Below are 24406 nucleotides of genomic sequence, written 5' to 3'. Positions count from 1 at the left end.
ACCATGAATGGTATTGTGCTTTGGTACAAGTGTGACAAGAAAACAGGACTTGTCTGGTGCGAAGATCAAGGGCCGCTGGCCTGTATCACCTCAAGCTCAGAGCTGGGGGATGGGATGGGCGTGTTGGAGGCAGGCGATCAGATTGTATTCGAAAGTGATGAGCTGGACGGCATGCGCGTTGTAAAGCGGCTTGTCAGCCTGCGTCGCAGTGCTGGATCTCTTGATGTGCAGGCGTTGCTCAGCGCGGAAGCGGCGCGGGTTAGGGGCTGTGAGGATGTGAAGGACCCGGTGGCCCAAAATGGCGGGCATCTGCGCGTCGTCGCGTGATCCTATGTGCCCGGCGCCAGGCGAGGGGCCAAACCAACCGTCCGGCCTGAGGTGAAACCGAAACGCGGTCAGAGATATCAGTGTGCTGGGCGTTTCGGAATAAACATGTGTCTCAAGCTTTCCGCCAAACGCTTTCGCGGATGGTCGGTGTTCGTTCGCGATGAAATTCACCAGGCACGCACCCGCAATGTTGGGCGCGGTGGGCGACCCCGTTGTCAGGGTCGCCAAAGACCGAAGAGCGAGCCGCGTTCATTCGCAGTCACGCGACCCACTCTAACCTCTTGATGTCGCATGTCCGAGGAGCGCAAAACCGGCACCCACTTTTGCGCGACATGCTCTAGCTTTCGCCACGCGACAGGGCGGCCACGCCGGTGCGGGCAATTTCGGTCAATCCCAGCGGGCGCATCAGTTCGGCAAAGGCGTCGATCTTTTCCGTGGTGCCGGTGATCTCGAACACAAAGCTGTCCAGCGTGCTGTCGACTGCATTGGCGCGGAAAATATCGGCCAGTCGCAGGGCTTCGACCCGCTTTTCGCCAGCCCCGACCACTTTCAAAAGTGCCAATTCCCGTTCCACCGACGGACCTTCGACCGTCAGGTCATGCACCTCGTGAACCGGGACAATCCGGCCCAGTTGCGCTTTGATCTGTTCGATCACGGCCGGGGTGCCGGTGGTGACGATGGTGATGCGCGACAGATGCCCCTTGTGGTCCACCTCAGCCACGGTCAGGCTTTCGATATTGTACCCCCGCCCGGCAAACAGGCCGATCACACGGGCCAGAACGCCGGCTTCGTTGTCGACCAGACAGGCCAGGGTGTGGCGTTCGATCAGGTCCGAATGCGGATCGCGCAGGTCATAGGCCGATTTGCGGGATGACCCTTTTTTGATTTTCAATGCAGACATATCCCAGCCTCCTTACACCAGGGTTGCGCCGGCTGCGCCGATCACACCCTGCGTTTCCGCTTCGCCCATCAACATGTCATTGTGGGGGGCCCCCGACGGGATCATCGGGAAGCAGTTTGCGTGTTTTTCCACCAGAACATCCAGAATAAACGGCCCGTCATAATCGAGCATTTCCTGAATGGCGTCATCCAGCTCTGCCGGGTCAGACACCTGACGGCCCTTGCAGCCAAAAGCCTCCGCCAGCTTGACAAAATCCGGCAGGCTTTCCGACCAGCTGTGGCTGTAACGCTCGCCATGCAGCAGTTCCTGCCACTGGCGCACCATGCCCAGACGTTCATTGTTCAGGATGAACTGTTTGATCGGCAGGCGGAACTGCACCGCGGTGCCCATTTCCTGCATGTTCATCAACCAGGACGCGTCGCCCGCCACGTTGATCACCAGGCTGTCCGGATGCGCCACTTGGGCGCCCACGGTGGCAGGCAGGCCGTAGCCCATCGTGCCCAGACCACCCGAGGTCAGCCAGCGGTTCGGGTCTTCAAACCCCAGGAACTGTGCGGCCCACATCTGGTGCTGCCCCACTTCGGTGGCCACATAACGGTCCTTGTCCTTGGTCAGCGCCTCAAGCCGTTCCAGCGCAAATTGCGGCTGGATGATATCCGTGGTGTTGGTGTAGCTCAGGCATTTGCGGGCACGCCATTCATTGATCTGCTCCCACCAGTTCGACACCCCTTCGGTATTGGTTTTGCGTCCACGCGCTTTCCAGACTTTCAGAATGTCTTCAAGCACATGGCCCACATCGCCAATGATCGGCAGATCCACATGAATCACCTTGTTGATCGAGCTGGGGTCAATGTCCACATGGGCCTTTTTCGACTTTGGCGAAAACGCATCCACCCGTCCGGTGATCCGGTCGTCGAACCGCGCGCCGATATTGATCATCAGGTCGCAATCATGCATCGCCATATTGGCTTCATAAAGCCCGTGCATGCCCAGCATCCCAACCCATTTCTCGCCCGATGCCGGATAGGCGCCCAAACCCATCAGGGTTGAGGTGATCGGAAACCCGGTGGCCTCCACCAGTTCGCGCAGCAATTGGCACGCTGCCTTGCCCGAGTTGATCACGCCGCCGCCGGTATAGAAAATCGGGCGTTTGGCCGTTTCCATCAACGCCACCAGTTCGGTGATCGCATCGATGTCGCCGCGCATCTGCGGTTGGTAATGGTTGATCTCGGTCTTGGCCGGCGCCGTATAGGTGCCGGTGGCAAACTGCACGTCTTTCGGAATGTCGATCAGGGTCGGTCCCGGGCGGCCGGATTTGGCCACGTGGAACGCCTGATGGATGGTTTCCGCCAGCTTATCGGTCTCTTTTACCAGCCAGTTGTGCTTGGTGCAGGGACGGGTGATGCCCACGGTGTCGGCTTCCTGGAACCCGTCAGTGCCAATCATGAAGGTCGGCACCTGTCCGGTCAGCACCACCAGAGGAATTGAATCCAAAAGCGCATCGGTCAGCCCGGTCACCGCATTGGTGGCCCCAGGCCCCGACGTCACCAGCACAACGCCCGGCTTTCCGGTCGAGCGGGCATAGCCCTCGGCCGCATGCACCGCGCCTTGCTCGTGGCGCACCAGAATGTGACGAATGTCGTTTTGCTGGAAAATCTCGTCATAAATCGGTAGGACGGCCCCCCCCGGATAGCCGAATACCGTGTCCACACCCTGATCCTTCAGGGCTTGAACCACCATTTTCGCTCCGGTCATTTGACGTGTCATCTTACTCTCCGTCTACACGCGTCCAAATCAAGTGAAGTCTAAAAAAAAGCCCCCGATCATTCGGGGGCGCATGGGGGATCCGTCAGGTTCCGTTACCGGCCCATGCGCCATGTTCCTACGACGACCAGAAGAATGTTCATCAGATCTGTTCCCAGCTTTCCTTTAGCGCCCGGTACGGGCTGACTTCGTTCGCGACATTATGAGCGGGGAAAGGGGGCGTCAACAGCGAAAATGACGAATAAAGTGTCGCGAGATCGAATTTTTTGAACAATATGGAAATAATATTGCGTGTTTTGGTAATAAATGACAATTTGCGCCGCACTGCGGCAATTTGCCGGCCAAAGCATGACGCGCAAAAGCGGATGCCGGTTTTGTGCTTCTTGGACATGCGGCATCAAGACGTTAGGATGGGGCGCGGGAACGCGAATGAACGCGACCCGCTCTAAAATCATGCGCAGCCCTGATGCCCGTGCAGACAGGGGCAAAGGGCGACAGGCAGCCCCATGGGGCAATCGCAGCCGTGCTGATGGTCAGAGATCGGTGATTGGCGCGTGATGGGGGCGGATCACCCCTTCAGGATCCCCAGATCCGGAAGCTGGATCCCGGCCACCTGTTCAGCAATCGGATCGGTCGACAGCGGGTGCTTGTCCACGTCAAACGCCTCCGGCTGATCCAACTCCACCCATTCCCCGCCGCGATACACTTCCAGCGCGGAAAACTTGGCTTTGTAATCCATCTTCGGACTGCCCGGCACCCAATAGCCAAGATAGACATAGGGCAGGCCCACTTCGCGGGCCAGTTCGATATGGTCCAGGATCATATATGTGCCCAGCGACAGGTCACGGCGGGCAGGGTCGTAGAAGGAATAGACCATCGACAACCCGTCATCGAGCACATCTGTCAGGCAAACCGCAGTCAGGTCCCCTTTGGCGGCATCATTCGGTCGATATTCGATCACGCGGGTCTTGATCGGGGTTTCTTCGATCATTGCGGCGAATTCGAACACATCCATATCCGCCATGCCACCATCAGCGTGCCGACTGTCCAGATAGGTGCGGAACAGATCAAACTGATCTTCAGTGGCCCAGGGCGCGCGGGCGCGGCGGATTAGAAAGTCATTTTTGCGCACGGTGCGCTTTTGGCTTTTGGTGGGTTTGAAATCAGCGACCCGGATTCGCGCCGACAGGCAGGCGTTGCATTCTGCGCAGGACGGACGGTAAAGCACGTTTTGCGACCGCCGGAACCCCTGTTTTGACAGCGTGTCATTCAACTGCGCCGCATGTTCCCCCTGCAGCGCGGTGAACAGTTTGCGCTCCTGCCGGTCCTCAAGATAGGGGCAGGATTGCGGGGCCGTCACGTAAAACTGGGGCGCGAGGGGCAGGGAGTGGCGCATGATAAACGGTAACTGATCTGTACTGCTGGCCGGTATGTTCCCGACCGGGGTGATTATGGTTTCCAAAAAGGTAACGCTTTCACGGCGTATCCTTCAACCCCCTAGCACAAAAAGGGTAAACGCCCGCGAGATGTGCGGGCGTTTTCTTGGAAGGCAATGGGTTAGCGACGGCCAATCCGGTTGATCGCGGTGGTGCCCAGCACCATGTCGACCAGGCCCTGCCCGCGTGGGGTGGTGAACATCATCACCAGCGACACCAATTGCAGCAGGAAGGTTGCCATCGACACATAATAGCCCAGCGTGTGGAATATCGCGGTCATCGGGTCAAATCGCTCGCCACGGTGGTTGCGCAATTCGATCGCCATCAGACGCATGCCAATGGTTGCAGAGCTGCCGGAAATGGTGATCACGCGATAGGTGAAGCCAATGGCAAAGAACACCAGACCGAACAGGAAAAATCCGATCCCGAAGCTCATCAGGCTGGCCAGGACCGACAGGGCAAAAATCAGCACCACATCCACGCCCCAGGCCAGCAGGCGTTTCAGGGCGACACTGTCGTAAAACTCGGGCTGATAGGCGGGGTCGGGCAGACCCCAAAGGGCGTCTTGGGTATGGGTCATGATCTTTTTCTTTGTGTATAGAATGCGCCCCGTCAAGTCAGGTGAACGGGGCGCAGGAGGACGAGAGGGGACGGAAGGGATTATTTCTCGTCTTTTTTCGGCTCGTCGAGCGTTTCGCCATCATCTTCCATATCGTCGGCTGCGTTGATTGCCGCGTCGCGGGTGGCACCAGCGCGTTCGTCCATGAACTGGTCAAATTCCGATTTGTCCTTGGCGGCGCGCAGACGTTCCAGGAAGTTTTCAAAGGCTTCCTGCTCATCCATCAGGCGACGCAGGGTTTCGGCCTTATAGGCGTCAAAGGCGGTGTTGCCCGAGCTGCGGAACCCGTGACGGCGGGCAAAGTGCTGATCGCCGGTCATATGGCTGCGACGGTGGGAACAGGATTTCGAAAACATGCGTTTGCTCCAGATCATATAGGCAAGAAGGGCGAGGCCAACGGGCCAGAACAGGATGAAGGACAAAACCATGGCGGCGATCCATGCGCCCTTGCCACGTTGGTCCAGCCAGCTCTCGGCGCGCGAGAACCAACCCTGCGGGGTGTTGGTCATATGCGGATGGGCGGCGGTGGACATGGTGTATCTCCGATTTCTTGGTTTAGGTTGATGTGAATGCCTTTCACATTGAAGCATGTGGGGTGGGGACAGGGGCTGTGCAAGGGTTTATGTGAATGTTTTTTACATTATTTTCCTACGAGCCTGAAAACAAACAGAAAATTGAGGAGAAATCTTTTGGGATTTTGGGCGCGCAGACCGTTGATCTGATGTGATATCCGTGGATTTTCCTGCGAAATTGCTCATTTTGCGATGAAATCACCCGGGTGTGCGCCGCTCGCATCAATAAGACTGCGTGGTGTGGCCGCAAAAATATGGCGCGGGGTGCCTGCGGCGGCCCAGACCTGAGGAAACTCCAAAAGCCGCGCATCATAAAAGGCGCGGATTGGTGTGACATGACCCACGGGCGATACACCCCCTATGGCAAACCCGGTTTGCGCCCGGATCAGCGCGGCGTCGGCTTTGCCATAGGGGCTCGCCCGCCAAAGCCGCCGCTTTGTGCGCATCCACCTGATTGCCCCCCGCCGTCAGAAACAGGATCGCCTCGCCACTTTCTGCGCCGCGAAAGATGATCGACTTGATGATCTGGTCAATGTCGCAGCCTGCCGCCGCTGCTGCCTCAGCCGCCGTTCGAGTGCTGTCCCCCATTTCAAGGATCTCGGCCGCAATGCCGTGTTTCTCAAGCGCCGCGCGCACACGTTTCAGTGATTTCGACATACCGTTTGCTCCGATCCTGACTGCATTTGGGGAACTTTAGGGATGGAGCAAGCCAATCGGCAACCGGATTGTCGCAGGTGGTGATGAGCAGTTGACCCTGCGGCGGGTGAAAGGCAGGTTTGGCCCATGAGTAACACGCCCTTCGCCGCCCGCATCACCCGGACCCCCATCGCTTACGAGGTGGATCCCGCCCAGGACATCACCGACCGCTTTGCCGATCTTGCACCGGAACTGCGTGAGGTTCTGGCCGGAACCGCAGGGTGCTCTCCCTATCTGCGTGGGTTGATGGAAAAACAGGACGATTGGCTGCGCATGGCCTTGGCCGGGTCACCGGAAGAGGCCTTCGCCCATGCGATGGGGGACATCGCGGGCGACAGTGACAGCGCGCTGCGCACGGCCCTTCGCGTCGCCAAACAACGGATTGCACTTTTGACCGGGCTGGCCGATCTGGCGGGTGTCTGGACGTTGGAAGAGGTCACCGGGGCGCTGACCGATTTTGCGGGATATGCCACCGATCAGGCGATGCAGTTTCAGGTCGGGCAGGAAATTCGTCGCGGCAAATTGCCGGGCATGACGGAAGATGACATTGCCACATCCGGCGGCATGGTGGCGCTTGCGATGGGCAAAATGGGCGGGCATGAGCTCAATTACTCGTCCGACATCGACCTGATCATGCTGTTTGATGACAGCCGGTTTGACGGGTTGGACTTTCACGATGCCCGTGCCAGCCACATCCGCGCCACCCGCCGGATGAGCGCGATGTTGTCGGAACTGACCGCGGATGGATACGTGTTTCGAACCGATCTGCGTCTGCGCCCGGATCCCTCGGTTACGCCCGTTTGTGTGGCGATGGAAGCGGCAGAGCGGTATTACGAAAGCCTCGGGCGCACCTGGGAACGCGCCGCCCACATCAAGGCGCGCCCCTGTGCCGGCGACATCGCGGCGGGCGAGGCCTATCTGAAACGGCTCTCTCCATTTGTCTGGCGAAAACATCTGGATTTCGCCGCGATCCAGGACGCCCACGACATGCGCCTGCGCATCCGCGCCCACAAGGGGCTGCATGGCGATATCACCTTGCCGGGGCATGATATGAAACTGGGGCGCGGTGGCATTCGCGAGATCGAGTTCTTCACCCAGACCCGCCAGATCATTGCCGGTGGGCGCGACGAAAATCTGCGCTCGCGCCAAACCGTGCCGGGCCTGGCGGCGCTGGCCGGGGCAGGCTGGCTTCCGGTCGAGACCGCCGACATTCTGACCCGCCACTATCGGTTCCATCGCGAGGTCGAACACCGGGTGCAGATGTTTAGGGATGCGCAGACCCACAAACTGCCCACAAGCCCAGAAGAGTTTGATCGTCTCGCGCGGATGATGGGAGAGGGCGATACCGATCAGGTGAAGGCGAAGTTGCAGGATGCGCTGACCGAGGTGCATGAGGTGACCGAAGGGTTTTTTGCCCCGGAAGAAGCCAGCGACGCGGCCCCGCAGCTCGATGAAAGCGACGCCGAAATTGTTGCCAAATGGGAAAGCTATCCCTGCCTGCGCTCCTCGCGCGCGGTCGAGATTTTCAACCGGTTGAAACCCGATCTTCTGGCGCGGCTGGCGGCGGCCCCGCGTCCGCACGAGGCGCTGATCCAGTTCGACGGCTTCCTGTCGCGCCTGCCCGCCGGGGTGCAGCTGTTTTCCTTGTTTGAGGCCAATCCCACCCTGGTGGATCTGATCGTCGATATTGCCGCCACGGCCCCCGCGCTCGCCGCCTATCTGGGCCATAATGCGCAGGTGCTGGACGCGGTGATTGGCGGGGGGTTTTTCGAAGACTGGCCGGGCGGCGAGGCGCTGACCGTGGCGCTGACAGACCGGCTTGCGAAAGCGCCCGATTACGAAACCAAGCTCGACACCACCCGGCGCTGGATGAAGGAATGGCATTTCCGCATCGGCGTGCATTTCCTGCGCGGCCTCATCCATGCACGCGAGGCGGGCACGCAATATACCGATCTGGCGGACGCGGTGATCCGCGCGCTCTGGCCGGTGGTGGTCGCGAATTTCGCGGTGAAACACGGCCCGCCGCCGGGCACAGGCGCGGTGATTGTCGGGATGGGCAGCCTGGGGGCCCGGTCGCTTTCGGCCACGTCCGATCTGGATCTGATCGTGATTTATGACGCCGAAGGAGCGGAAGGGTCTGATGGCAAACGCCCGCTGGGCACCAAACCTTACTATGCACGGTTGACCCAGGCCTTTGTCACCGCCGTGTCCGCGCCAATGGCAGAAGGCCGGCTATACGAGATTGATATGCGCCTGCGTCCCTCGGGCCGCCAAGGCCCGGTGGCCACGTCGATCGACAGCTTCCGCGCCTACCAGCGCGATGAAGCCTGGACCTGGGAACATCTCGCGCTCACCCGCGCGCGGGTGGTGACAGGCCCCAGCGATCTGACAGAGGCCTATGAGGTCGCCCGCCAAGAGGTGTTCGGCTTTGATCGCGCGCCCTCAAAAGTGGTGCAGGACGTGATCGACATGCGCGCGCGCATCTCTGCGGCCAAGGGGGAAGGCGCCGGAGCGTTTGAAGCGAAACTTGGCGTGGGCCACCTACAGGACGTGGAATTGGTGGCGCAGGCTGCGGCTTTGCTGTCGCCAAATCCCGCCCGCACCCCGCGCGATCAGATTGCCCAAGGGGTCGCAATTGGCTGGTTCTCTGACGCGCAAGGGCAAGCTATGGCTGACAGCCACGACCTAATGTGGCGGTTGCAGGCCGCGTCCAAACTGCTCAGTGATGGCCCGTTGGATGTCAGAGCTTTGGGGCAGGGGGGGAAGGATCTGCTGTTGCGTGAAACCGGCGTAGAAAACGAGGCAGAATTGATCGGAGAGCTGGAAAGCCGCGCCGCCCGCGCTGCCGAAGCGATTGAGGACGTGCTGGTGCACCCCCCTGTTTTGGCGGGCGCAGATGGATAGGGGAGAGGACATGAGCGACTTGATCGCTGACATCGATAAACGCGGGCTGATCCGCGAAAGCTATAAGATCGACGGGATCCGGGCCGAGGAATGCCGGTCGATCTTTCTTGATTGGGCGCTGTTTGATGATCACGATATGCCGCAGCCGGATCGGATCAAATTGCTGCTGGACACTTATGGCACCAGCGCGCCGGACCACCCGATGACCGCCGTCATGCAAGACGCGCTGAAACCCGCCGAGACCGCCGGCAAACGCCGCGGTGGACGCAGCGGGCGGGTGCAAGGCGGCTAAAACGATCAGAGATCAAACGGATCACACCGTCATGTGACCATGCCCATTGCGGTCACAGGCCCCGAGGGGCAGTTTGATGTGCACCACGGCCCATGTGAGCCACGCCTCCAGATCCAATCGGCCGATCGCACGGGCCTTTCGGCGCTCTATTTTCTGGTTATAAATATCCCGGGGGCACGGGGGCAGCGCCCCCGAGGCTCATGAAATGAGCCACCAGTAGCGCGCTTGAGCGGATGCGAAAGCGCCCCTTATCCCGACCTTGAAAGCCCCTGCGTTAAAACGCGTCCTTCGGACGCAGCATCAACCAGATCAGCGACGCACCCGCTAGGGCCAGGAACGGCACCATCGCAAGGTTCACCGCGCTCCAGCCTTCCACAGCGGACCCGCCCGAACAGTTCATCAACCCGCCAGAGGCCAGCGACGCCACGGTCACGCAGCCAAAGACGATCATGTCGTTCATGCCCTGAACCCGGCCACGTTCCTCGGGCTTGTGGGCGCCTGCCAGCATGGTGGTCGCGCCGATAAAGCCAAAATTCCAACCCACCCCCAAAAGCACAAGCGCGATAAAAAAGTTCTCAAGCTCTACGCCCTGCAACGCCACAACGCCGGCCAACCCCAAAATGGTCAGGCCCGTGGCAATCACCGCGCGGGTGCCAAACCGGGCAATCAGATGCCCGGTGAAAAAGCTCGGTACAAACATCGCCAGCACATGCGCGGTCACGATATTGCCCGCCATGTCGGTCTCAAACCCGCAGCCCACAACGGCCAGCGGGGTGGAGGTCATCACAAGGTTCATCAGCGCGTAAGAGACCATGCCGCAAATGATCGCCACCGCAATCACCGGATCGCGCAACAGCTCCATCCGCGACCGGCCCTTGGGGGCGTCTTCGTGCGGCTTTTCAGGTTTCGGAATGTCGAGGCCCAAAAACAGCAAAGACCCAACAAGGTTGATCGCAATGATCGACAGATAGGCCCCCAGAAACGGCACAACCAGCATGTCATTGGTGGCGTTGAAAAGTTGCGGACCTATCACCGCCGCGGCCAATCCCCCCGCCATAACGTAAGAAATCGCCTTGGGGCGGAACTCTGGCGACGCCGTATCGGCGGCGGCAAAGCGGTAAAACCCCTGCGCGGATTGATAAAGCCCCATCAGGAACGACCCCAGCAGGAACAGGGTAAAGTCATATTGCATCAGGGCATAGGCGCTGATCGCCGCCCCAACTGACCCGCCAAACGTGCCAAGCCAGAACCCAACACGCCGCCCATAGGTCTGCATCACCCAGCTGACCGGATTGGCAAACACCATCGACCCGCCCACCATCAGCGAAATCGGCAAGGTGGCCCAGCACGGGTTGGACGCCAACGATTGCCCCGCCAGCCCCGCCATGGTGAAAATCATCGGCATTTGTGACCCCAGAATGGCCTGGGCCAAAACAAGGATGGTCACATTGCGCCGGGCGCGGCTGTCATCTGCGGGAAGGGTGTTGATATTCGTCATGCTGCATGGGTATCCGCTCGTTGCCCTTTGCACCAATCAAATTCAGTGATGGAAATCAATCCGCTTTGTCGATGAGATGGGCAAAACTGCCCGCGACATTTTGATGGATCAACCCCATCGGCACCAGGGTCTGCCCCTCGGCATCGGTGGCCTCAAACAGCGGTTGCCCCTCGGCGCGCAGGGTGCTGGCATAATGGAACTCATGCGCGTTCCAGCGGCCTTGGAACGGGCCCGCGCTGGCGGTCAGATGGCGATACCCCAGGTGCAATTTGCGGGTGGCGAAACTGGTCTCCAACCCCAGAAGACCCAGCATCTCATGGGCATTTCCCTCTTTGTCCACAATCACTTGGCCCAGGGTCATATACCCCCCGCATTCGCCATAGATCGGGCAGGTGGCGGCGCGCATCGCCGCCTTGAACGTCTCGGCCGCGGCCAGTGTACCGGCGTGCAGTTCGGGATATCCGCCAGGCAGGAAGATGAAGTCGGCGTCTTTTTCCGGGCCTTCATTTGCCAGCGGTGAAAACGGTGAGACTTCGGCCCCCGCGTCACGCCAATCCGACAGGATATGCGGATAGGCAAAGGCAAAGGCGCGGTCATGTGCCACAGCGATGCGCGATCCGGGCGGTGTCAAACGCCGGGCCTTGGGGCGCGGGGGCAAGCTGGTCGCAAGCGAGGTCAGCGCCTCAAGGTCAATCGCCTCGGCCACCGCATCCCCGACCCGGTCCAGATAGGACTGAAGGTCGGGATGTTCGCCCGCCTGAACAAGCCCCAGATGTCGCGATGGATGGGTCATTTGATCCTGACGATACACCGCGCCTAGCACGGGCAGTTCAATCCGCGCCATGGCGGCGCGCAACATCGCCTCGTGGCGGGCCGACCCGATTTGGTTGAGGATCACCCCGGCCACCCGCACATGGGAATCATGCGCCGCAAATCCCGAAATCAAGGGTGCCAATGATTGCGCCATCCGTGCGCAATCCACCACCAGAACAACGGGCAGGTTCAGAATGCGTGCCAGATCCGCCGTCGCCCCTTTGCCTTCGGGCGGGGCGCCGTCAAACAGGCCCATCGCGCCTTCAATGACCAAAAGATCGCTGCCATCCGCCGCCAACGCACGCACCCGGTCGGGTGACATCGCCCAGGCGTCCAGGTTCATGCACTCGCGCCCGCAGGCCGCGGCGTGAAAGCGCGGGTCGATATAATCCGGGCCGGATTTCGCCCCGGTCACGGAATACCCCTGCCGGGTCAGCGCCCGCAGAATGCCCAGCGTCAGTGTGGTCTTTCCGGACCCGGAAGAAGGGGCGGCAATAATCAACCCACGAGGCGTATCAGATGTCCCCATCACCGGTCCTCGGCCGGGCGGCCACGGCCCATAGGGTCTGGATTGCGCGGAGGAATTCCCTGAGCCATCGCCTGCCAGTCCAGCGCCTGACGCATCAAGGTGGCTCGGCCCACGCAGATGATCGCAGGCGCGCCGAACTCACCGGCCGCGGCGTCTTCGACACAGGTGGCAAGCTTGGTTTCCAGCACCCGCTGGTCTGGTGTGGTGGCGTTGGTCACAATGGCGACCGGCTCATCTCCGGCGCGGCCCGCCGCGATCAGTTCCGACCGGATCCGGTCCAGATGTTTCATGCCCATATAGATCACGATCACCTGCGAGCCTTTTGAAATCGCTGCCCAATCAAGTGAGCTGGTGGCGTTGCCGGATTGGTCATGTCCGGTCACGAAGGTCACCGATTGGTTCACATCGCGATGGGTCACCGGGATACCCGCATAAGCCAACCCGCCGATCCCTGCCGAAATGCCCGGGATGATGCGGATCGGAATGTCGTGCTGCACCAGCGTCTGCCCCTCTTCGCCGCCCCGGCCAAACACAAACGGATCGCCGCCCTTCAGGCGCAACACGCGTTTGCCCGCCCGCGCATGGTCCACCAGTTGCAGCGAAATATCGCGCTGATTGGCCGAGGGTTTTCCCCCGCGCTTGCCCGCATAAATCACCTCGGCATCGGGGCGGGCCCAATCCAGAATGACCTTCTGCACCAGCGCGTCATAGACAATCACATCCGCCTGTCGCAACGCATTCACCGCGTGCAGGGTCAACAGCCCGGGGTCGCCGGGGCCTGCGCCCACCAGCCACACCCAGCCGGGTTTCAGTTCAGGCCAATCATCTCCGGCAACGGAGGACGGGAAGGGGATCGAGTCTTGCATATCCGCCTTATAGGAGGGGTTGGGCGCGGGGGGAAGTCGGGTTGCGACATGGAACGGTCGCTGAACGAACCGCAAAGGCGTGTTTGGGCGATTGGCGCGCCCGCGCGGCGCTGCTATGGTCGCGCGGATGACAGAACAAGACACCCCTCAATTGCGCCGTGGCTGGACCACAGGCGCCTGCGCCACCGCCGCCACCTGTGCGGCGGTCGAACGGCTGTGGGGCGGGGCGTTTCCGGATCGGGTGTCGATCACGCTGCCCAAAGGGGAAATGCCGGAGTTCGCGTTGGACACCACTGACGCCGGGCCGGGATGGGCGATGGCCGGCGTGATCAAGGACGCGGGCGATGACCCCGACGTGACCCACGGCGCGCTGATCATGGCGCGGGTGGATCAGGGAGCGCCGGGGCAGGGGGTTGTGTTCAAAGCGGGTGAAGGCGTGGGCTTGGTCACCAAACCCGGCCTGCCGATCCCCCCGGGCGAGCCCGCAATCAACCCGGTGCCCCGCCGTCTGATCACCGATGTGATTGAAGAGGCCGCGCAGAAACACAGCCTCGCCGCCGATCTGGATGTCACGATTTCGGTGCGCGATGGCGCGGCGCTTGCGGAAAAAACCTGGAACCCGCGGCTGGGCATCATCGGTGGCCTGTCGATCCTTGGCACCACCGGCGTGGTGCGTCCGTTTTCCTGTGCCGCCTGGATTGCCTCGATCCATCGCGGCGTCGATGTGGCCCGCGCCACGGGGCTGCCCCATGTGGCGGGCTGCACCGGCGCAACCTCCGAGGCCACCGTGAAAGCGCTTTATGACCTGCCAACGGGGGCCATGATCGACATGGGCGATTTTGCGGGGGGGATGCTGAAATACCTCGCCCGACACCCGGTGCCGCGCGTGACCGTGGGGGGCGGGATCGGCAAGATCACCAAGCTGGCCCAGGGCGCACGCGATCTGCATTCGCGGCGCAGTCAGGTGGATTTCGATCTTTTGGCGGACTGGCTCGGCGATGACGAGGTGCGCGACATGAATACTGCCCTTCAAGCCTATGAAAAACATGGGGAAGGCATGGCCAATCTAATTGCCAAACGGGCGCTGGATCAGGTGCGTCATCTCCTGCGAAAGGTCGATGTCTGCCCGGATATCGTGGTCATTGATCGGCAGGGCAACATCATTGCCCGGGCGGGGTCACAGGCTGACAGTCGGGCGGGTGCATGACCGCTCGGCGCATCCTTCTGCTGGCCGGAACCGCCGAGGCGCGGGCACTGGCGGCTGCATTGCAAGACGCCGGGCATCAGGTGACCGCCTCACTCGCCGGGGTCACAAAACATCCAAAACCGCTCGGCGTGCCAACCCGCCACGGCGGCTTTGGGGGTACAGCGGCGCAAGCGGCCTATCTGGCCGAGCAGGGGTTTGACGGTGTGGTGGATGCAACCCATCCGTTTGCCGCCACGATCCCACATCGCACGGCCCAGATTTGCGCCGAGATGGGCGTGTCCTACCTGCGCTATTTGCGCCCTCAATGGGACAAAAGGCCTGACGAGGCTTGGCACGATGTGTCCGGGGTGTCCGAATTGGGACAGGTCATTCCCGACACGGCCCGCGTTTTTCTGGCGACCGGAGTGCAAAGTCGCCCCATGGCCGAGGCCCTGCCGGGGCGGGTTCTCTATTGTCGCAAAGTGGACGAAGGGCCCGACCCGTTCCCGCTGTCCGGTGGTTGGATCACCGGGCGCCCGCCTTTCACGGTCGGGGGGGAACAAGAGCTGTTTGCGCGGCTGGGGGTGGGCTGGCTGGTCGCGAAGAACGCCGGAGGCCCCGCGCGCGCCAAGCTTGAGGCCGCACGGGCATTGGGGATCAGTGTTGCGATGATTGCGCGCCCCGCCGGGCAGGATGCGCCCACGGTTCACAGGCTGGACGATGCCCTTCGCTGGGTGGCGGCGCTGTGATGGAAGAACGCGTGATTTCCGGGCAGGCCTGTCTGCGCGACGGGGCCGATTGGCTTATGACGCGCGAGCCGCGCTTTGCCCGCGTGCTCGAGGTGATCGATGACATACCCCTGCGATTGCGCCCCGACGGGTTCGAAGCGCTTTTTTCCGCGATCATCAGCCAGCAGGTGTCCACCGCCTCTGCCGCCGCGATCTGGGCGCGGATCGAGGGGGCTGGGATGGTGACGCCAGAGAAGGTGGCGGCGGCCAGCGCCGAGGAATTGGCGGGGCTGGGCCTGTCGCGCCCCAAGATCCGATATGCCCATGCGCTGGCCCGCGCGGGCATCGATTATGCCGCGCTGCGCCAGGCCCCGTCGGAGCAGGTGATCGAAACGCTCACCACCGTCACAGGGATCGGGGAATGGACCGCCGAGATCTATGCGCTGTTCTCATTGGGTCGGGCGGATATCTTTCCGGCCAAGGATCTGGCCCTGCAGGAGGCGGCAAAAGAGCTGTTTGATTTGCCGGAGCGACCAAATGATCGTGATTTGAAAGTGATGGCCGCCGCCTGGTCACCGTGGAGGGGCGTTGCGGCGCGGCTCTTGTGGGCCTATTACCGGGGGATCAAACAAAGGGAAGGGATCCGCTGATGACTCGCATTCTGGATGCAAAACGCCGCGCCGCGGCCTCGGGCAACACCAAATCGGTGGTGGTGTTTCTGCATGGCTATGGCGCGGATGGCGCGGACCTTCTGGGGTTGGCGGATCCGCTGGCGGAACATCTGCCGGACACTGTGTTCATCGCCCCCGATGCGCCGGAAAAATGCGTGGGCAACCCGATGGGATACCAGTGGTTCCCGATCCCCTGGCTGGACGGATCGTCGGAAGAAGATGCGCAACGCGGGGCGGAACAGGCCGAGGCGGATATCAACGCCTTTCTTGACACAGTGCTTGAAGAAGAGGGGATAACCCCCTCGCAACTCATTGTTTTCGGATTTTCGCAAGGCACGATGATGGCGTTGCGGGTGCTGCCGAAACGCGCGGAACCCGTGGCGGGGATTGTCGCTTTTTCGGGCCGGATGCTGGAACCCGATGATTTTGCCACCCACATCGTGTCGAAACCCCCCGTTCTTCTGGTCCATGGTGATCAGGACGACATGGTCCCCCCACAGCATTTCAGCGAAAGCGGGACCATTCTGGAGGCCAACGGGTTTGAAACCTATGGGTTCATCATGAAAGGCACCGGGCACGGGATTGCCATGGACGGGCTGTCCGTGGCGCTTCAGTTCATGCTCGACAAGCTGGGCATTCAGAAGATGCAAATGGGCGGCGCCGGGGCGGAGTAACCCCTGCGCGCATTCGCGCATCACGTCACATCCCTGTCATCCACCGATGTTACGCCCCTGTTAGCCCTCTATCTAGGGGGTTGCTTGGTTTTCGTTCCTAGATATAGTTGAACCAAGCGCAGGGGCGGGAGCTCCCGCCCCGTGAGCCAAAGAGGTTAAACACAGGGCGGTGGGGGAGTCCCAAATGGATGGCGATTTCAGAACAGAGTTTACGCGCGAGCCGGGGCGCATAAAGCAGCACCCGGCCTTGGTCCTGAACGCGGATTTCAGGCCCTTGTCCTATTATCCGCTGTCGCTTTGGCCCTGGCAGGAGGCGATCAAGGCGGTGTTTCTGGACCGGGTCAATATCCTCGCGGAATATGACGAGCTGGTCCATTCGCCCAGTCTGGAAATGCGGATCCCGTCCGTGGTTGTCCTGAAAGACTATGTGAAACCTCAAAAGCGCGTGGCCTTCACGCGCTTTAATTTGTTTTTGAGGGATGAATTTTGTTGTCAGTATTGCGGGGCGAAAGGGGATCTGACCTTTGACCACGTGGTGCCGCGCGCGTCAGGCGGGGTGACAAGCTGGGAAAATGTGGTGGCCGCCTGTCAAAGATGCAACCTAAAGAAAGGGTGCAAACCGCTGCATCGTTCGGGCCTGACCCTGCGCAAACCAGCGCGCCAACCTACGGCGGAGGAGCTGCGCAATGTGGGGCGGAAATTCCCGCCGGGCCATTTGCACGACAGCTGGATGGATTTCCTCTATTGGGACGCCGAGCTCGACGCTTGATTTCCGACCTCTGCCGTCGGATTTGGCAAGACGTGGGAGGGACATGCGGTTAGCCTGACCGAAAGGGAGGCACGTATGACTGACGCTGCAAATGACGATTTCTTCACACCCGTTTCCGGGTTTGATTTGCCACGCTTTGCCGGCGTGCCCACCTTCATGCGCCTGCCGCATGTGGATCTGGATCATCCTCGGATTGGGGATGTGGATGTCGGGCTGATTGGTGCGCCCTGGGATGGGGGCACCACCAACCGCCCCGGTCCGCGCCATGGTCCGCGGCAATTGCGCGACATGTCCACCATGATCCGGGCGCAAAATGGCGCCACAGGTGTGCGTCCGTTTGAGGGTCTGAACTGCGCTGATCTGGGCGACGTGGCCCCAAATCCGGCAGATGTGATTGACAGTCTGGAACGGATGCAGGCCTTTTATGCGCGGGTGAAAAAGGCGGGGATCCGGCCGTTGACAGGTGGTGGGGACCACCTCTGCACCTTGCCTATATTGCGGGCGATGAGTGGTGACACTCCCCTTGGCATGGTGCATTTCGACAGCCACACCGACCTGTTTCATTCCTATTTCGATGGCACCATGTATACCCATGGCACGCCCTTTCGCCGCGCGGTGGAAGAGGAGCTTCTGGATCCCAAGCGCGTGGTGATGATTGGCATTCGCGGCACAGCCTATGACAATGAAGATCGTGATTTCGCCGATGCCGTTGGCATCCGGGTGATCCCGATCGAGGAATTTCATACCCGAGGCGTGGAGGACGTGATGGCCGAGGCGCGCGATATTGTCGGTCAGGGCGAGACCTATGTGAGTTATGACATCGACTTTGTTGACCCCGCTTTTGCCCCCGGCACAGGCACGCCTGAAGTGGGCGGGCCGAATTCCTATCAGGCGCTGCAGGTGGTGCGGGAACTGGCGGGACTGAAGATCATCGGGGCAGATCTGGTGGAAGTCTCCCCGCCCTTTGATGCCTCTGGCGGCACGGCCTATCTGGGGGCGTCACTCATGTTTGAACTGCTGTGTGTGATGGCCGGACCGGATTGAAATCGCAGTTTTGACAACAGATCTTGTGCATGAAAATCCCCATGCTAGACTTTGCGTGGAACATGGGGTAGATACGCGACCAAAGAGCTGCGTTAGCGCTAACACTATGCGGAGGAAGCGATGGTTTCGCGCGTCATTCCAGTAGATGATTTTGATCTGGTAATCTTTGGTGGCACAGGGGATCTGGCCCGCCGGAAAATTCTGCCGGGGCTGTACCGTCGGTTTCGCGATGGTCAAATGCCAAAAGAGGCTAAAATCATCGGCGCAGCCCGATCCGAGATGGAAACAGCGGACTATCGCGATTTTGTCGGTGCCGCGGTGCGCGAGTTTGTGTCGAAAAAGAAATGTGATCCCAAGACGTTGGCAACGTTTCTTGAGTGTTTCTCCTACGTAACTCTCGATGCGATGGGGGATCAGGGTTGGTCTGACCTTCAGGCACAGATGCGGTCTGATGTGATCCAGGCCTTTTATTTCTCGGTGGGGCCGCGCCTGTTTGGCCCAATTGCCGAACGGTTGAAATCCAATGGAATCGCCGGGGCGGAAGCACGCATTGTGGTGGAAAAACCCTTCGGCCATGACTTGGAAACGGCCCGAGCGCTAAACGCCACACTGGCCCAGCATTTTGAAGAAAGCCAGATCTATCGGATTGACCATTACCTGGGCAAGGAAACCGTTCAGAACCTGATGGCGCTGCGCTTTGGCAATATGCTGTTTGAACCGCTGTGGAACGCGCAATATGTCGACCATATCCAGATCACCGTGGCGGAAACCGTTGGGGTGGAAGGGCGCGGGACTTATTACGACAAATCCGGCGCGATGCGCGATATGGTGCAAAACCACCTGATGCAGCTTTTGTGCCTGACCGCGATGGAGCCGCCGTCAAAGTTTGATCCCGATGCGGTGCGGGATGAAAAGCTCAAGGTGATCCGGGCGCTCGACCCGGTAGAGCCGGACGATCTGGTGCGCGGTCAGTATCTGGGCAATGATGATGTGGCCCCTTATGTGCAGGATGCCGAAGCCGAGGACAGTCGCACCGAAAGCTTTGTGGCGATGAAGCTGCATGTGTCGAACTGGCGTTGGAACGGCACGCCCTTTTACCTGCGCACCGGCAAACGCCTGCGCGCCCGCATGTCGGAAATTGTGGTCCGGTTCAAGGAACCACCGCATTCGATTTTCGAAGAAGACACCGGCCAGTCCGCCAACGAGCTGTCGATCCGCCTGCAACCGAATGAGGGCATGGACCTGAAGGTGACCATCAAGGAACCGGGGCCGGGTGGGATGCGCCTGATTGATGTGCCGCTCGACATGACCTTTGCCGAAGCGCTTGGCGAGGAAGTGGCAGATGTGCCCGACGCCTATGAGCGGCTGATCATGGATGTGATCCGTGGCAACCAGACGCTTTTCATGCGCGGGGACGAGGTCGAGGCCGCCTGGGCCTGGACCGATCCGATCATCCTAGGCTGGCAGGAACGCCGCGACGTGCCGCATGGCTATGATGCGTTTTCATCGGGACCGGAAGAGGCCTTGATGCTGTTGCATAAAGATGGGCGCCGTTGGAGGGAGCTTCGCGAATGAACCTGATAGATTACCCTGACCAGGACATGATGATGCTGAGGCTGGCGGACAAGATCGCGTCAGAGCTGGTGATGACGCTGGAACATGACGAACGGGCGGCGCTGGCGGTGCCCGGGGGCAGCACGCCGGGCCCGATCTTTGATGCGCTTTGTGCGGCTGATCTGGACTGGGCGCGCGTGGATGTGATGCTGACCGATGAACGCTGGGTGCCGGAAAATCATCCGCGATCCAATACGGCGCTCTTGCGAAAGCGCCTTTTGACCAGCCGGGCCGCCAAGGCCAATCTGGTGCCCTTGTATGGGGCAACGGAAACCCCAGAAGGCAGCCTCGAGGCGCTTGGCGGCGCGGTTGAGGCGGCTCTTCCCTTGTCTGTCCTGCTTCTGGGTATGGGCGAAGACATGCACACGGCGAGCCTTTTCCCCGGCGCAGATCGGCTGGGTGATGCGCTCTCTGCCCATGCGCCTGCGCTTTTGCCGATGCGGGCACCGGGTGCGCTTGAGCCGCGCATCACCCTGACCGCACGGGTTCTGAACTCGGCTGTGAACAAGCATCTGGTCATCACCGGGCAGAAAAAACGCGACGCGCTGGCGGCCGCGATGGACGCCGATGATGCGCTGGAGGCCCCAGTCAAGGCGGTGCTGCGCGACATCACCGTGCATTGGGCCGCATAACTTGGACCGCGTAACAAGGCGCTTCAAAGCTGCGCAATCGAAGACTTTCGGAGAGATTTGACATGAGTTTTACGACGCTGGCCGCCCATTGGGGGGATATTCAGGATCGCCGAATTTCAGATTTGTTTGCCCAGAAAAACCGGGCGCAAAACTTCTCGACCCGTGCGATGGATATGGTGTTTGACTGGTCCAAGACCGCGCTGGATGACACGGCGGTGCGGGTGTTGCTGGAATTGGCTGATCAGGCCGGGTTGGCCGATCGGCGCGAAGCCATGTTCTCCGGCGAGAAAATCAATGAAACCGAAGACCGCGCCGTGTTGCACACCGCCCTGCGGGCCACAACCGCGCGCAAGATCCATGTGGATGGCGAGGATGTGGTGCCCGGTGTGCAGGAGACGCTGAAACGGATGCGCGATTTCTCGTCGCGACTGCGCGCGGGGCAAATTCGCACCCCATCCGGTGGTCGGTTCAAACATGTGATCAATATCGGGATTGGTGGGTCGGACCTTGGACCGGCCATGGCGGTGAAAGCTCTGGCACCTTATCACGACGGGCCGCAGGTGCATTTTGTCTCAAACGTGGATGGGGCGCATATTCACGACACGCTGAAAGGGCTGGATCCGGCAGAAACCCTGGTGATTGTTGCGTCGAAAACCTTCACCACCATCGAAACCATGACCAATGCCGAAACCGCACGGGCGTGGATTGCCCGGCAGGTGGGGGACGAGGCCGTCGCGCTGCATTTTGTGGCGCTCTCCTCAAACGAGGAAAAGACCGCGGAATGGGGGATTGCCCGCGAACGGGTGTTCGGGTTCGAAGATTGGGTCGGTGGGCGCTATTCCATGTGGGGCCCAATTGGCCTGTCCCTGATGATTGCCATTGGCCCGGATCGCTTTGGCGAAATGCTGGATGGGGCGCGGGCGATGGACACGCATTTCCGCTCTGCCAAGGGGCGGGACAACATGCCCCTGATGCTGGCGCTGGTCGGGATCTGGCACCACCAGATCTGTGGTTATGCCACCCGCGCGGTGCTGCCGTATGATCAACGTCTGGCGCGGCTGCCGGCCTATTTGCAACAGCTGGAAATGGAATCAAACGGCAAACGCGTCGCGATGGACGGCACGGCGCTTGAAATTGTGTCTGGCCCCGTGGTCTGGGGCGAGCCCGGCACCAATGGGCAACACGCGTTTTACCAGCTGATCCATCAGGGCACCGCGATTGTGCCTTGCGAGTTCATGGTGGCGCGCGAAGGGCATGAACCTGATTTGGTCCACCAACATCGCCTGTTGGTCGCCAATTGCCTAGCGCAAAGTCAGGCGCTGATGTTGGGGCGTGATATGGAAACGGCCGAAGCGCTTATGGATGCCGCCGGATTTGAGGGCGACGAAAAGACCCGTCAGGCCGCGCATCGCGTCTTTCCCGGCAACCGGCCCTCGACCACGCTGGTCTATCCGAAACTCACGCCACGCGCGCTGGGACAGATCGTAGCGCTTTATGAACACCGCGTTTTTGTTGAGGGCGTGATCCTTGGCATCAACTCCTATGACCAATGGGGGGTGGAGCTGGGCAAGGAACTCGCCAAGGCGCTGGAACCGGTGCTGACGGGGGATGCCCCGCGCGATGATTTGGATGGATCCACCGCGCAATTGGTGGATTTCCTGTCCTGAAAATATTCCCTCACAACGGGGGGAAATTCGCGGGTGGGGGACCTCAGGCCGGCTCTGTCAGGCTGGTTCGGTCTGTGCCAGTCGGTCCAGCGCGTCATAGACCTTCTGGCGCGTTGTGGCAGCCTCCATCAGCACCTCATGTTCGGCACCGTCCACGGTGATCAGAACGCCATTGTCCCAGTTTTTCATGTAGGAAATGATCGGTGCAGGCATGACGATGCGTTCGCATGTGCCCAGAAACGTGGTGGTGGGAACAGCGGGCGGGGGCATGGTCATCAAGGCGCGCGTTTCGCTGAGGGCGGCGTAAAGCCAACCGGCGGTGGGGCCACCTAACGTCAGTTCGGGATGGGCCTCGGCCTGTCTGCGCATGTAATCATACATCGCCGGATCCGTGGTCAGCAGGTTGTCCTCAAACGGCGCAAGCGCCAGATAGGTTTCCCGGGTGGTCCCCGGTGTCAGCATTTGACTGAACGGGCTGATATGCAGCGCCCAGGACAGGCTCCAGGCCACGGGGCGCAGGGCAGGGGCCATGGCAATGCCCCACATGGGGGCCGAAAACACCGCGCCGTCAACCGGCAGCCCCTCGTGCAACGCGCGCAGCCCGATACAGCCGCCCATGGAATGGCCCAACAGGCACCAGGGTTTTGGCAGGTCCAGATCCTTGGCAAGCGCCAAGAAAGCCTGAACATCCAGCTGATACTCCGAAAAATGGCCGACATGGCCCAGGGCACGTTCCTTGTCTGGCCGGTCTGACAGGCCTTGCCCGCGCCAGTCGATCATCAGCGTGTCATAGCCCAGCTGCGCCAGTTCAGCGGCAATCAGCCCGTATTTTTCAATATATTCCGTGCGGCCCGGGAACAAAAAGATGCTCCCGCGGCCGGTTGTGTCCGGTGCTGCGGGCCAATGTGCGGCCCGCAGGGTCACGCCATCAGACGCGGACAGCCAAAAGGCGCGACCGCCTTCTGGTCCTTGCGCAATGTCATTATACAATGGCGCGTTTTGCGGCGCATCTTGCATGGTGTGCTTCCGGTTAGGGGCGTTCAGTGGGAAAACCCGCAATCAGCCCAGGGCGCTGCCCAGTTGCATGGCCAGGCCCATATTGCCTTCAACGGACAGTTTCCCTGTCATGAAAGCGGTGGTGGGGTTCAGGTTGCCCGACAGCATATCTTCGAACACGTCGGCCCCGGCTGTCAGCGTCACATCAGCGTCGTCATCGCCAGCGCGCACGCCGTCACCATCCACCATGATCGCACCTTCGTCTTCGATCACAAATTTGGCCGTCCCGCCATCAAAGCCACCATTCATTTTTTCGCTCAGAGCGGCCACAGCCGCAGTGATCACGTCGCTCACCAGCATTCCTCCAGTTTTAACCCGATATGGGCACATTTAAACGTCTCGGTTTTTACCTCACACGGGTGGGGAACCGAAACGCAGTGAGAGATATCAATGTCGTGGGCGTTTCGGAAGAAACATGTTTCTCAAGTTTATTCCAAAACGCGTTCGTATGACCAAAACTCTAACGCAGGCTTGACGTGGGCGTAAACGTCTTTTTGCACCCGTGACGTTTGGGAAGGCATACACGTTCTGTTGATTGGAAAACCATTGCCGCCAGAAGGCCATGCGCGTTAGGCTGAGATATGCGAAACTCGGCCCTCGCCTCTATCCTGATGATCGCCATGGTCCTGTCTGGGCGCCCCGCACTGGCGCAAGATGGACCCCTGGTCAGTCTGGAGGCGCTTTATGCCCAATTGGCGGAAGCGGATGACAGCAACTGGCAGGCGTTGGAGCAGGCCATTCAATCCCGTTGGGCGAAATCTGGCTCACCCGCCATGGATCTTTTGCTGGAGCGCGCGCGTGCAGCGCTGGAAGAGGATGATCTGGAGGCCGCCTTTGATCATCTCGGGGCGCTGACCGATCACGCCCCCGGGTTCGCCGAAGGCTGGCACATGCGCGCCACCGCGTTTTTCCGGGCCGGGCGGTTGGGGCTGGCGTTGGAGGATCTGCGCCGTGTGTTGGCATTGGAGCCACGCCATTTCGATGCGCTCGAGGGGGTGGCCGTGGTGATGGAAACGCTCGATGATCCAGAACGCGCCATTGAGATCTATCGCCAAGTCCTTGCTATACATCCGCGAAACCCGGACGTAAAAGAGGCCCTGGCGCGGCTGGAACAAGAGCTGGGCACCACACTCTGACCCGCAACCCCG

General features: G+C 60.7%; 24 protein-coding genes and 1 pseudogene. 13 read left to right on the top strand and 12 right to left on the bottom strand.

What is annotated here, in order from left to right:
• Positions 1–3: 3 nt before the first annotated feature.
• Positions 4–327: a hypothetical protein gene (locus ACP15V_RS09005; protein ID WP_424943334.1), complete on the top strand. Its 324-nt coding sequence runs from the start codon at positions 4–6 to the stop codon at positions 325–327.
• A 337-nt stretch (positions 328–664) separates the two neighbouring features.
• On the opposite strand, the gene ilvN is transcribed toward ACP15V_RS09005, so the two are convergent.
• From ilvN to ACP15V_RS08970, 7 genes and pseudogenes are all read right to left on the bottom strand, one after another.
• Positions 665–1228 (bottom strand): acetolactate synthase small subunit, encoded by a 564-nt coding sequence (gene ilvN, locus ACP15V_RS09000; RefSeq protein ID WP_424943333.1) that lies wholly within the window; start codon positions 1226–1228, stop codon positions 665–667.
• 12 nt (positions 1229–1240) lie between these two features.
• Positions 1241–2995, bottom strand: coding sequence for an acetolactate synthase 3 large subunit (locus tag ACP15V_RS08995; protein WP_424943332.1), 1755 nt, complete (start codon positions 2993–2995; stop codon positions 1241–1243).
• Positions 2996–3134: 139 nt separating this feature from the next.
• Entirely contained in the window at positions 3135–3383 is a 249-nt protein-coding gene (locus ACP15V_RS08990) for a hypothetical protein (RefSeq protein ID WP_424943331.1), read from the bottom strand.
• 177 nt (positions 3384–3560) lie between these two features.
• Positions 3561–4388 (bottom strand): arginyltransferase, encoded by an 828-nt coding sequence (locus ACP15V_RS08985; RefSeq protein ID WP_424943330.1) that lies wholly within the window; start codon positions 4386–4388, stop codon positions 3561–3563.
• Positions 4389–4549: 161 nt separating this feature from the next.
• The gene (locus ACP15V_RS08980) at positions 4550–5008 is read right to left on the bottom strand and encodes an RDD family protein (protein WP_424943329.1); all 459 of its coding nucleotides are present in this window, start codon (positions 5006–5008) and stop codon (positions 4550–4552) included.
• An 80-nt stretch (positions 5009–5088) separates the two neighbouring features.
• Complete coding sequence (locus ACP15V_RS08975; protein WP_424943328.1) at positions 5089–5580, bottom strand: DUF2852 domain-containing protein; 492 nt, start codon at positions 5578–5580, stop codon at positions 5089–5091.
• A 221-nt stretch (positions 5581–5801) separates the two neighbouring features.
• Positions 5802–6276 (bottom strand): annotated as a pseudogene (locus tag ACP15V_RS08970) (YbaK/EbsC family protein).
• 126 nt (positions 6277–6402) lie between these two features.
• On the opposite strand from ACP15V_RS08970, the gene ACP15V_RS08965 reads away from it, so the two are divergent.
• Together ACP15V_RS08965 and ACP15V_RS08960 are read left to right on the top strand one after the other, a co-directional pair.
• On the top strand, positions 6403–9219 hold the full coding sequence (locus tag ACP15V_RS08965) for a glutamine-synthetase adenylyltransferase (protein WP_424943327.1): 2817 nt from the start codon (positions 6403–6405) through the stop codon (positions 9217–9219).
• A 10-nt stretch (positions 9220–9229) separates the two neighbouring features.
• The gene (locus ACP15V_RS08960; protein ID WP_424943326.1) at positions 9230–9511 is read left to right on the top strand and encodes a hypothetical protein; all 282 of its coding nucleotides are present in this window, start codon (positions 9230–9232) and stop codon (positions 9509–9511) included.
• Between the two features lie 274 nt (positions 9512–9785).
• Here the strand turns inward: ACP15V_RS08960 and ACP15V_RS08955 are convergent, their stop codons facing one another.
• Genes ACP15V_RS08955 through cobA form a run of 3 tightly spaced genes read right to left on the bottom strand, consistent with a single transcriptional unit; the run spans position 9786 to position 13217 of the window.
• On the bottom strand, positions 9786–11009 hold the full coding sequence (locus ACP15V_RS08955; protein ID WP_424943325.1) for an MFS transporter: 1224 nt from the start codon (positions 11007–11009) through the stop codon (positions 9786–9788).
• Positions 11010–11064: 55 nt separating this feature from the next.
• Positions 11065–12351: a cobyrinate a,c-diamide synthase gene (locus tag ACP15V_RS08950; protein ID WP_424943324.1), complete on the bottom strand. Its 1287-nt coding sequence runs from the start codon at positions 12349–12351 to the stop codon at positions 11065–11067.
• Positions 12351–13217, bottom strand: a complete 867-nt coding sequence (gene cobA / locus ACP15V_RS08945; protein ID WP_424943323.1) for a uroporphyrinogen-III C-methyltransferase — start codon at positions 13215–13217, stop codon at positions 12351–12353. Before cobA ends, ACP15V_RS08950 begins: the two co-directional genes overlap by 1 nt.
• A gap of 127 nt (positions 13218–13344) precedes the next feature.
• On the opposite strand from cobA, the gene ACP15V_RS08940 reads away from it, so the two are divergent.
• The 9 genes from ACP15V_RS08940 to pgi all read left to right on the top strand — a co-directional run bounded on the left by ACP15V_RS08940 (position 13345) and on the right by pgi (position 22202).
• On the top strand, positions 13345–14424 hold the full coding sequence (locus tag ACP15V_RS08940; RefSeq protein ID WP_424943322.1) for a cobalt-precorrin-5B (C(1))-methyltransferase: 1080 nt from the start codon (positions 13345–13347) through the stop codon (positions 14422–14424).
• Entirely contained in the window at positions 14421–15152 is a 732-nt protein-coding gene (locus ACP15V_RS08935) for a precorrin-6A/cobalt-precorrin-6A reductase (RefSeq protein ID WP_424943321.1), read from the top strand. Before ACP15V_RS08940 ends, ACP15V_RS08935 begins: the two co-directional genes overlap by 4 nt.
• Positions 15152–15781 carry a DNA-3-methyladenine glycosylase family protein gene (locus tag ACP15V_RS08930; RefSeq protein WP_424943320.1) on the top strand — a complete coding sequence of 210 codons (630 nt, stop codon included), beginning with the start codon at positions 15152–15154 and terminating at the stop codon, positions 15779–15781. Before ACP15V_RS08935 ends, ACP15V_RS08930 begins: the two co-directional genes overlap by 1 nt.
• Complete coding sequence (locus ACP15V_RS08925) at positions 15781–16476, top strand: alpha/beta hydrolase (RefSeq protein ID WP_424943319.1); 696 nt, start codon at positions 15781–15783, stop codon at positions 16474–16476. The genes ACP15V_RS08930 and ACP15V_RS08925 overlap by 1 nt, the downstream gene beginning before the upstream one ends.
• A 184-nt stretch (positions 16477–16660) precedes the next feature.
• On the top strand, positions 16661–17245 hold the full coding sequence (locus ACP15V_RS08920; protein ID WP_424943318.1) for an HNH endonuclease: 585 nt from the start codon (positions 16661–16663) through the stop codon (positions 17243–17245).
• A gap of 75 nt (positions 17246–17320) precedes the next feature.
• The gene (speB, locus tag ACP15V_RS08915) at positions 17321–18289 is read left to right on the top strand and encodes an agmatinase (RefSeq protein WP_424943317.1); all 969 of its coding nucleotides are present in this window, start codon (positions 17321–17323) and stop codon (positions 18287–18289) included.
• A 120-nt stretch (positions 18290–18409) separates the two neighbouring features.
• Complete coding sequence (gene zwf, locus ACP15V_RS08910) at positions 18410–19864, top strand: glucose-6-phosphate dehydrogenase (RefSeq protein WP_424943316.1); 1455 nt, start codon at positions 18410–18412, stop codon at positions 19862–19864.
• Positions 19861–20535 (top strand): 6-phosphogluconolactonase, encoded by a 675-nt coding sequence (pgl, locus tag ACP15V_RS08905; protein WP_424943315.1) that lies wholly within the window; start codon positions 19861–19863, stop codon positions 20533–20535. The genes zwf and pgl overlap by 4 nt, the downstream gene beginning before the upstream one ends.
• A 62-nt stretch (positions 20536–20597) precedes the next feature.
• On the top strand, positions 20598–22202 hold the full coding sequence (gene pgi, locus ACP15V_RS08900; protein WP_424943314.1) for a glucose-6-phosphate isomerase: 1605 nt from the start codon (positions 20598–20600) through the stop codon (positions 22200–22202).
• A gap of 57 nt (positions 22203–22259) precedes the next feature.
• Here the strand turns inward: pgi and ACP15V_RS08895 are convergent, their stop codons facing one another.
• Positions 22260–23219: an alpha/beta fold hydrolase gene (locus ACP15V_RS08895; RefSeq protein WP_424943313.1), complete on the bottom strand. Its 960-nt coding sequence runs from the start codon at positions 23217–23219 to the stop codon at positions 22260–22262.
• A gap of 42 nt (positions 23220–23261) precedes the next feature.
• On the bottom strand, positions 23262–23552 hold the full coding sequence (locus ACP15V_RS08890; RefSeq protein WP_424943312.1) for an SCP2 sterol-binding domain-containing protein: 291 nt from the start codon (positions 23550–23552) through the stop codon (positions 23262–23264).
• A gap of 287 nt (positions 23553–23839) precedes the next feature.
• On the opposite strand from ACP15V_RS08890, the gene ACP15V_RS08885 reads away from it, so the two are divergent.
• Positions 23840–24394, top strand: coding sequence for a tetratricopeptide repeat protein (locus ACP15V_RS08885; RefSeq protein ID WP_424943311.1), 555 nt, complete (start codon positions 23840–23842; stop codon positions 24392–24394).
• The last annotated feature ends 12 nt before the right edge of the window (positions 24395–24406 follow it).

Source organism: Aliiroseovarius crassostreae, assembly GCF_049803815.1.
In the GTDB taxonomy this organism is placed as follows: Bacteria; Pseudomonadota; Alphaproteobacteria; order Rhodobacterales; family Rhodobacteraceae; genus Aliiroseovarius; species Aliiroseovarius crassostreae_A.
This window is presented reverse-complemented; position numbering and strand designations above follow the sequence as displayed.